This window comes from Nocardia rhizosphaerihabitans (assembly GCF_014646295.1).
GTDB classification, from domain to species: domain Bacteria; phylum Actinomycetota; class Actinomycetes; order Mycobacteriales; family Mycobacteriaceae; genus Nocardia; species Nocardia rhizosphaerihabitans.
Genome location: NZ_BMNE01000008.1, coordinates 46,043 through 56,005, shown reverse-complemented (window position 1 = coordinate 56,005; position 9,963 = coordinate 46,043). Strand labels below are relative to the sequence as shown.

At 64.6% G+C, this 9,963-nt stretch carries 4 protein-coding genes; 2 read left to right on the top strand and 2 right to left on the bottom strand.

Annotated elements, in window-relative coordinates; all coding sequences use genetic code 11:
- Positions 1-53: 53 nt before the first annotated feature.
- Together IEY60_RS28430 and IEY60_RS28425 are read right to left on the bottom strand one after the other, a co-directional pair.
- Positions 54-1,445, bottom strand: a complete 1,392-nt coding sequence (locus tag IEY60_RS28430) for a serine/threonine-protein kinase (protein ID WP_229740205.1) — start codon at positions 1,443-1,445, stop codon at positions 54-56.
- A gap of 16 nt (positions 1,446-1,461) precedes the next feature.
- Positions 1,462-2,160: a hypothetical protein gene (locus IEY60_RS28425; protein WP_189033582.1), complete on the bottom strand. Its 699-nt coding sequence runs from the start codon at positions 2,158-2,160 to the stop codon at positions 1,462-1,464.
- Positions 2,161-2,424: 264 nt separating this feature from the next.
- Between IEY60_RS28425 and IEY60_RS28420 the strand changes: the two genes are divergently transcribed.
- The gene (locus IEY60_RS28420) at positions 2,425-5,295 is read left to right on the top strand and encodes a helicase-related protein (RefSeq protein WP_189033581.1); all 2,871 of its coding nucleotides are present in this window, start codon (positions 2,425-2,427) and stop codon (positions 5,293-5,295) included.
- 2 nt (positions 5,296-5,297) lie between these two features.
- Entirely contained in the window at positions 5,298-9,902 is a 4,605-nt protein-coding gene (locus IEY60_RS28415; RefSeq protein ID WP_189033580.1) for an Eco57I restriction-modification methylase domain-containing protein, read from the top strand.
- The last annotated feature ends 61 nt before the right edge of the window (positions 9,903-9,963 follow it).

The following is a 9,963-nucleotide window of genomic DNA, read 5'->3' as shown; positions in this document are numbered from 1 at the left end:
GACCAACCTGCCAACGGTATCGCCAGCTCACGGGGCCGCGCTACAGATCCCCGCTATCTGGATCCGGCCCGGATCTGGGTGATCATCTCCCCCAGTTGCACCACCCTTGGATCGCTCTCGCCGTGCCAGGCGGCCAGCTGCGCATGCAGTTTCCGCAACCGGGTCAGTGCGGCCCGCACCTGTCCGCTGTGCACCTGGCAGGCAGCCAGCTGACGCTGGCAAAACATGACCTGATCGTCGTAGGGACCGCGCTCGGCGGTGAGGTCGTCGATCAGCGCGCTGTACAGCGCGGCGGCCTGGATGTAGTCCCCGGATTCGAGACACAGATCGGCCAGCCGGATTCTGGTGTCGACCACGTCGGCATCGCGGGCACCCAGGTGCCCGACGGCGACCTCGAGCAAGTCCCTCAGTTCCCCGACCGCGGGGACATACTTGGATTCGTCGGCGAGATCGCGGGCATGGCGGACCGCCCGATCGATGTCGCCGCGGGTGAACTCGTGTCCGGGAGCCGAGTCGGCGCCCTGATGCAATTGGGTCGGCGCTGTCCGCGTTGCCGCGGATGCCCCGACCGCGGTGGCATACAGGCGGGCAGGGCTCACCGGATCGGCCCGGTCCATCAGCCCGTCGAGCGCGCCGACGTAGCGCATCAGCACCGCGTGCACGGTTGCCGCATCCGTCGGCCGGTCGAGCGGATCCTTGGCGAGCATGCCCGAGACGAGCACCGCCAGCTCTTCGGGCACATCGTGGCGTTCCCGGGTGAGGTCCGGTGCTGCGGCATTGACCTGATTGATCATGGTGTCGATCTCCGAGCCACCGAGCATGGCCCTGACCCCGGTGAGCAATTCATACATCACCAGACCCAGCGAATACAGATCCGTTTGCGGCACCACGGTCTTGCCCCGAACCTGTTCGGGTGCCATGTATTCCGGTGTACCGATCCCCGACCCTGTCCGGGTGAGCCTCGGCTGGCCCGAATCGAGCGCCACGGCGATCCCGAAGTCGAGCACCCGCACCGTTCCGTCGGCGCACAGCATCAGATTCGACGGCTTCAGATCCCGATGAAAGATGCTATGCCCGTGCGCTTCAGCGAGCACCGCCGCCGTTTGCGCAGCTATTCCCGCCACCGCACCGACGGGCAGGCTGCCGCGCCTGGCCAGAATGCTGTCGAGGGTGACACCGTCGATATACTCCATGACCAGGAACGGCTGCTCGGGCGGTCCGGGGTCGATTCCGGCGTCGAAAACGGTGGCCATGCCGGGATGACTCATCCGCGCCATCAGTTCGGCTTCGCGCACGAAACGCCGTTCCCACTCCTCGTTCTCGGCGAGGCGGGGGTGGATGAACTTGACCGCGACCCTCCGTTTGAGCGTGCGATCGAAGCCCCGATACACCTGCCCCATGCCACCGCGCCCGATCACCTCGATCAGCTCGTAGCGCTGCGCCACGATCCGCGGAGTCATCTCATTCCCCCAGGTCTCCCGCCCCGGACGGGGCGCGCAACATACCCGTGGCCAGACCGGCCAGACCGTCTGCGACCAGCCGCTCCACAGCGAGCCGCTGAGTCCGCCAGGCATTTTCGATGTCCATCAGCCGCGCGATCGCCGCGCCGGCATCCCGCTGACCAGCGAGCGGCAACCGAGGAAAATTCACCGCGAACAGGTCGATCGGCTTGCCTGCCGCCATCTCGCCCGCGGCCCGGACGACACCGGAGAGGAAGACCGCATCGATCACGTTCGGATTGCCTCGCAGCACCATGACTCCCGGCGCAACCAGTAGCTCGGCAGTGCAGACTCGCGCCACCGTGGGTCCACCCACCGCGACCACCACGTCACCCTGCTGCGCGGTAACGGCTCCGGGCGTTTGCGGGTCGCAGATCTTCGACGCCGCGCGGCCGAGCCGAATATCCTTGGCAGTCAACATGTCCGATCCCGCGTCGGTTGCCATGAGGGTAGGCGGCGATTCCAACACAGTAAGCGCACCCGCATCGACCAATTCACCGAGCGTCACGGTCGGCCACGGGCTCTCACCCTGCTCGAGTGCCGGCAGATCCGGTGGGTGAAAGGCTGCGACGACATCCCGCAGTTCGCCATAGGTAGGGCCCTCTCGGGGCGGCGTATCGCGAGCCGTCAGCTCGGTCGGCGCCCCCGCCGCGTCTGCCACACCGCACCTCCCCCACCTGTCCAAGCCCTGGTGACGATCACGGTAGCTCACGGTGCCCAGGTTGCGCCCGGCGCAGCCATCCATCGATTGACATTGTTTTCACGCCAACTTATGCTCGAGCACGCAAGAGCATGCAACACCCGAGGCTCATTCGCCGATCTCCACCCTGCCATGCCCGCCGATCTAAACATGCAGAATTCCGAATGAATGCCGTTTCGGCACTACATTGGATCACTCTGCGTCGACCTATCAGGAGTGCAGCCGATGACCCAAGCCGTCGAGCCCCGCGAGCTCAACGTCGCCCCCGGCTCGATCGTTGTGGTCCGTGACGAGGAATGGCTGGTGACCTCGGCCGAGCAGGGTTCCGACGGCTGGCTCCTCCGCGTCCGCGGCCTGTCGGAATTGGTTGCCGACACCACGGCGACGTTCTACGACAGTCTCGACCGCATCGAGGTGCTCGATCCCGCCCGCGCCCAGGTGGTCCCGGACGGCTCGTCCGGCTACCGCGATTCCCGGCTCTGGCTCGAAGCGCTCCTGCGCAAGACCCCGTTCCCCTACGGCGACCAGACGCTCACCGTCTCCACCCGCATGCTCGCCGACTCCCTCGGCTACCAGCGCGCTGCGGTCGCCAAAGCCCTTGACCCTCAGCACATCAGGCCGCGCATTCTGCTGGCCGACGCCGTCGGTCTCGGCAAGACCCTCGAGATCGGCATGATCCTGTCCGAACTGGTCCGCCGCGGCCGGGGCGAGCGCATCCTGATCGTCACCCCCAAGCACGTCCTCGAGCAGATGCAGCACGAGCTGTGGTGCCGCTTCGCGCTGCCGTTCGTACGCCTCGACTCGGCAGGCATCCAGAAGGTCCGCCAGAAGCTGCCCGCCACCCGCAATCCGTTCACGTACTACAAGCGCGCGATCATCTCGATCGACACGCTCAAAAGCCCCCGCTACAAAGCCCACCTGGAGCGCCAGCACTGGGACGCGGTGGTAATCGACGAGTCCCACAATCTCACCAACGTCGGCACCCAGAACAACGAACTCGCCCGGGTCCTGGCCCCCAACACCGAGGCCCTGATCCTGGCGTCGGCCACCCCGCACAACGGCCGCGAAGAATCCTTCGCCGAACTACTGCGCCTGCTCGACCCCACCGCCGTCGCCGCGGATGGTTCCTTCACCAAACAGGACGTGCAGTCTCTGCTGATCCGCCGGCACCGTCACCACGACGAGGTCGCCGCGGAGGTCGGCAGCGACTGGGCCGAGCGTGCCGAGCCTGTCCACAAACTGGTGCAGCCCTCTCCTGCCGAAGATGCTGTCGCCCGCGAGCTTTCGCAGGTGTGGCTGCACCCCGAATCCGGCAGCTCCCCCTACTCCGGCGACACCAAGGGCCTGTTCCCGTGGACCCTGGCCAAGGCGTTCCTGTCCTCCCCTGCCGCACTGCGTGAGTCGATCAATCAGCGTCGCGAGAAGCTCCGCAAAGACACCACCCCGGAGCAGCACGTCGAACTCGCTGCCCTGAACAATCTCGCCGATCTCAACGACAAGGCCTTCACCGAATCAGCAGGCAAGCAGGCCGCACTGGTGTCGCGACTCCGCGAAATCGGCGTCGGCCCGAAGTCCGACACCCGTGCCGTCGTCTTCGCCGAGCGCGTCGCCACGTTGAAGTGGCTCGAAGAACTCCTGCCCAGCGCCCTGGGCTTGAAGCCGAACAACATCGCCATGTTGCACGGCGGCCTGTCCGATGTGGAGCAGCAGGAAATCGTCGAGAGCTTCAAGCTCGAAACCTCCCCCATCCGCGTGCTGGTCACCGGCGATGTCGCTTCCGAAGGCGTGAACCTGCATGCCCAGTGCCACCACCTGATCCACTACGACATCCCGTGGTCGCTGATCCGCATCGAACAGCGCAACGGCCGCGTCGACCGCTACGGCCAGAAGTACCCTCCGGTCATCTCCTCGCTGATCCTGGAACCGTCGGACTCCGAGTTCTCCGGTGACCTGCGCGTGCTGTCCCGCCTGCTCGAACGCGAGAACCAGGCCCACACCACCCTCGGCGACGTCGCCTCACTCATGGGCAAACACAGTGTCGGCGAAGAGGAGTCGGCGATCCGCGATGTGCTGGCCCGCAAGACCACACTGGACGACCAGATCAAGACGGTCGAAGACGTCCTCGACGGCGACGATTTCGACGCCTTCTTCGCCCAGCTGGACCAGGACTTGCCCCTCGCCCTTCCCGAACTCCCCCGCCAGAGCCTCTACCCCACCGACGTCGACTACCTGGACGAGGCCCTCCGCGCCGCCTTCAACGACGTCCCTCACGCCGCCCCCGACAACGGCGGCGTCGGCTGGACCGTCCACGCCAATCACGGTATCGCCGAACTGATCCCGCCCCGCGACCTCCGCCAGCGCCTGGCCCACCTACCCCAGAACTACCGAGACAAGGGCCAGATCGACCAGCGCCTCAAGCTCGCCACCTCCCGCCAGGTCGGCGACGCCCAGCTGCGCGCAGCCCGTCAGGGCAGAGGCATCAACGACACCACCTGGCCCGAAGCCCACTACCTCGGCCCCCTGCACCCAGTCCTCGACTGGGCCAGCGACCGCGCCCTGTCGGCACTCGGCCGCAACCAGATCTTCGCCATCCGCGGCGATGTCGACGCCGTCACCGTCGTCCTCATGGGCACCCTGATGAACCGCCGCGGCCAGCTCGTCTCCCGCGTCTTCTCCACCGTCGAATTCCCCGACCCGGACCGCCCGACCTTCGCGATGCCCCGCCCGCTGGAAAGCCTGGACTTCCTACTCACGGAGACCGGCTTGAAGCCCGACACCGCCAACCCCGGCCCGATCCCCGACCCGGAACGCTTCCAACAGCTGATCCCCGTCGCCGTCGACCAGGCCACCAAGTCGATGAAACTCGTCCTCGACCACCAGGAACGCTCCGCCAACGAGCGCCTCGCCCAGTGGCGCCGCCGCGCCGACCGCTGGCATTCCGGCGCCGAACAACTCGAACTGTTCGGCACCCAGAAAAAGAAGGTCGACAAGTACGCCCGCCGCATCGCCGAGGAACAACGCCTCGCCGAATCCCTCGCCCCCACCCAGCAACTGGTCCGCCCACTGCTGGTGATCGTCCCCGGAAAGGACCAGTAATCATGGCCTCTTTCGATTCCATCGTCGTCGGCGAGGACTGGATCAGCGAACACTACTTCACCACCGATTCGGTGAAGGAGTCGTTCCACGGCAAGGTCATGGAACTGCGCAAGGCCTGGGACGCCGAAGCCAAGGAAGGTCGCAAGACGGTTCGCAGCAGTCTCCTGTCGGCCGCCGGCGACCTGCACACCATCTTGGGTTCCCTCGCCGAAAACCCAGAAGCCGCACCCAAAGCACACGCTATGGTCCGCGAGGCTTTCGGCTTCCAGGGCGAACTGACCCCCTTCACCGCCGAACGCGCAGGCTCCGAGCTGGTCATCTCCGACGCCCAGCTCGTCGACACCCCGAATGTGCTTTTCCTCCAGGCAAACCCGGTCGAGTCCATCGAAGACTTCCTCGGCGAAGGCACCCTGATCACCCCCGCGATCGAGGACAACAAACCCCTCGAATCAGCATCCAAAGTAGTCTCGGCCGCCTACCGCTCCGACACCCCACCAACCTTCGTCGTAGTCCAAGCCGGCCGCTGGCTCCTGCTCACCGAAGCCGAACGCTGGGCCGAAGGCCGCTACCTCGCCCTGGACCTCCTCGTCGTAGCCGAACGCCGCCACGATGCCCGCGGCGGCGAAATCGATCGCGCCGCCGCCATCTTCGGCCACCAGTCGTTGCGCCCTGACGCCGACGGCAACATCTGGTGGACCGGCGTCCTCGAAGACTCCGTGAAACACACCGTGGGCGTCTCCAAGGACCTCCGCGAGGGCATCCGCCTCTCCATCGAAATCATCGCCAACGAAGTGGTGCGCCGCCGCCGCGCCCGCGACATGACGATGGACGGCATCGATGGCAACGAACTGGCCAAGCATTCGCTGCGCTTCCTGTACCGAATCCTGTTCCTGCTGTACGCCGAAGCCTCCCCTGAGATGCAGGTCCTTCCGACCGGTGCAGCTGAATACGAAGAGGGCTACGGCCTCGACCGCCTCCGCGAACTCACCCTCACCGAACTCGTTTCCAACCACGCCCGCACCGGCACCCACCTGTACGAGTCACTGAAGCGCCTCTTCGACCTGGTCGACCAGGGACACAAGCCAGCCGTCCGCGAAAACGTAACCGACGATCCAGCACCGGGCCTCGAGTTCAACCCACTGCGCGCAGACCTGTTCTCTCCCAAGGCAACTGCCTTGATCGACGAGGTAGGCCTCGGCAACGAGGCCACCCAACAGGTCCTCGCCCACCTCCTGCTCACCAAGGAATCCAAGTCCCGCAAGGGCGCCGACCGAGGCTTCATCAGCTACGCCGAACTCGGCATCAACCAGCTCGGCGCGGTCTACGAGGGCCTGATGTCCTACACCGGTTTCTTCGCCGAAGAAGATCTCTACGAGGTGGCCAAGGACGGCAACCCCGAAAAGGGCTCCTGGGTGGTCCCAGTCAACCGCGCCGACCACCTGTCCGAAACCGACTTCGTCCGCGTAGAAGACCCCATCACCGGCGAAAAGAAGCCCGTCCTCCATGCCAAGGGCACATTCGTCTTCCGCCTTGCCGGCCGCGAACGCCAACAGTCCGCCTCGTACTACACCCCCGAAGTCCTCACGAAATTCGTCGTCTCACAGGCTCTCGAAGAACTCCTCGACCAAGACGGCCACCGCACCACCCCCGCCGAGATCCTCGAGCTCACCATCTGCGAGCCAGCCCTGGGCTCCGGCGCCTTCGCCATCGAGGCCGTCCGCCAACTAGCCGCCGAATACCTCAAGCGCAAGCAGGAGGACCTGGGCGAACTGATCGACGCCGACCAATACACCTTCGAACTCCAAAAGGTGAAGGCCCACATCGCCCTGCACCAGGTCTATGGCGTCGACCTCAATGCCACTGCTGTCGAACTGGCGGAGATCTCACTGTGGCTCGACACCATGGTCGCGGGACTGCAAGCACCGTGGTTCGGCCTGCACCTGCGCCGTGGCAACTCGTTGATCGGTGCCCGCCGCGCGGTGTACACACCCAATGAACTTGCCAAAAAGGCCTGGCTCAAGTCCGTCCCCAAGGACGTCCCCCTCGGCACCGACATCGGCACTGGCATCCACCACTTCCTCCTCCCCGCCGAAGGCTGGGGCGCCGTTGTCGACACCGCCGAAGCCAAAACCTACGCCCCTGACCAGCGCGAACAACTCCGCCTCTGGCGCAACGACATCCGCAAATCCCCCACCAAGCCGATGGTCAAACGCCTGGAATCACTCGCCCAACGCGTAGAAACCCTCTGGGGCTTCGCCCTCCGCCGCCTCACCATCGCCGAATCCGAAATCCGCCGCGACCTCCACTTGTGGCGCTGCGCCCCCATCAACCACGTTCCCGCCGTCACCCGCGAACAAATCGAAGCAGTCCTGAACGATCAGAACGGCTCCTACCAGCGCTTGCGCCGCATCATGGACGCCTGGTGCGCCCTCTGGTCCTGGCCGGTGACCGGCGACATCACCCCACCCGATTGGGACCAGTGGATCGGCGGCCTCGAAGCGATCCTCGGCACCACCCCAAAGGCAGGCAAGTACGAGAAGTACGGCCAAACCAGCTTCGCCTCCGACCTGGACTGGTCTGAGCTCGACGCCGCCGAAGACAATGACCGAGTCTTCACCCAAACCAAACTAATCTCCGCCGCCATGGCTGAATTCCCGTGGCTAGCGGTCGCTTCTCGGGTATCCCAAGCACAGGGCTTCCACCATTGGGAGCTGGATTTCGCACCAGTCTTCGCCCAGCACGGGTTCGATCTGCAGATCGGTAATCCGCCGTGGGTTCGTCCCGACTGGGACGAGTCTGGAGTGTTGGCCGAGTTCGATCCGTGGTGGCGATTGGCGCACAGGCCATCTGAGCCGGACAAGCGTTCCAAAGCGCAGACTGCCATGGAATCTCCCGCGATCCGCACGGTGCTGCTCGATGAACGCGCCGTCCAAGCTGCGCAGAGCGCAAACCTCGCTTCCAGTGTCGATCGACCCGCGCTTGCCGGATTACAGCCGGACCTCTATCGCTGCTTCATGGAACGAACATGGCGATCCGCAGCGCGTTCGGGAGTAGTTGCCCTGATACACCCGGAGAGTCACTTCACAGAACTGCGCGCAAAGCGCCTTCGGCATGACACGTATCGGCGCCTACGGCGTCACTGGCACTTTAGAAATGAGCTCAAGCTTTTCGAGATTGACCATCACATCTTCTTCGGTGTGCACATCTACGGGCCGGATTCCGACGTCGACTTCTTGAGCGCATCGTCGATGTACCATCCAGAAACCGTGAATCGATCGATCCGCCACGATGGAACTGGACCGACGCCGGGAATCAAGGATGAGCGTGGACGTTGGGATTTGAGACCACACGCCCAGCGTCTTGTTTCAGTCACAGCCGCCACGCTGGCAACCTGGGCTAAGTTGATCGATGAGCCTGGCACTCCAATCTCCGAGGCTCGTCTCCTCTACCCAGTGAACAGGGCCAGCGCCGCGGTGCTCGACAAGATCGCCGCCGCTCCCCGCCTTGGCGAGGTGGAGTTCCTTTGGACCCGTGGCTGGGAAGAAGACCGCGACCGCAAGCTCGGTTTCTTCGAGTCCCGCTCAGATGTCCCGGAGACTTGGGAAGAGACGATCCTCCAAGGACCACACCTAACCGTCGCCACCCCGATCTACCAGCAGGGTAACCCGACGATGCGCAACAACCTCGACTACTCGGCGATCGACCTTGAGACGATCCCGGAGACTTTCATCCCGAGAACCAACTACCAGGTTGCCCGCCCGCTCCCTGAATACCAGTCCGCATACCCGAGCTGGGGCAGCCACCCAAGCTCGGCCTACTTCCGCCTGGCTTGGCGCCGGATGGCCGACTCCGCAACTGTCCGTACTCTTCATTCAGCCATCGTCCCACCTGGGCCAGCATTCGTTGGGACTGTGTTGACAGCCAAGCTGCCGTCACCGGCCGACCTGGCGGTTGCCTCCGGAATCTGGTCATCGATCCCAGCCGACTTCCTCATCAAGGCAAGCGGCGCAAGCGAACTAAAACACGGTTTGATGCGCAGGCTCCCCCACATCCGCGGCCATGTTCTCGAACCCGCTCTGATCCTGCGTACGTTGAGGCTCAACTCCTTGGTCTCCGCGTTCAGTTCGCTCTGGTCTGAGCTGTACGACGCCGATTGGAAAAAGGATCACTGGGTCCCCGGCCTTCGCATCGGTCACGGCACGACATCAGACATCGGCGCGGTAGAACCCGACTGGACCCGGCACTCCCCCCTCCGCACCGATGCCGACCGCCGCCAAGCCCTCATCGAAATCGACGCCGTCGTCGCCGTAATGCTCAACATCACCGCCGAAGAACTCCTAACTATCTACCGCACCCAATTCCCCGTCCTCCAAAAATACGAACGCGAAGCCCTTTACGACGCCAACGGCCGCCAACTCTCCGCCAAGCTCGCCTCCGAATACCGCAAGAAGGGCTCCATCGCCGCATCCGACCTCACAGTCGAAGGAATCACATACGTCGAACCCTTCACCGGTGTCGACCGCGAACGAGACATGCTCCTCGCCCACGAACACTTCTCCCACCTCGCCGAGGGACACGATACCTTAACGCCCAGCCAGACCGCATGACGCCACCTCCATCAATCATGCGATCACCCCTTTGGCAACCGTAACAGCGAAGCCTCATCGG

Excerpts from the sequence above, each read along its gene's own strand:
- IEY60_RS28415 (WP_189033580.1), top strand. The coding sequence starts at position 5,298 with ATGGCCTCTTTCGATTCCATCGTCGTCGGCGAGGACTGGATCAGCGAA.
- IEY60_RS28420 (WP_189033581.1), top strand. The coding sequence starts at position 2,425 with ATGACCCAAGCCGTCGAGCCCCGCGAGCTCAACGTCGCCCCCGGCTCG.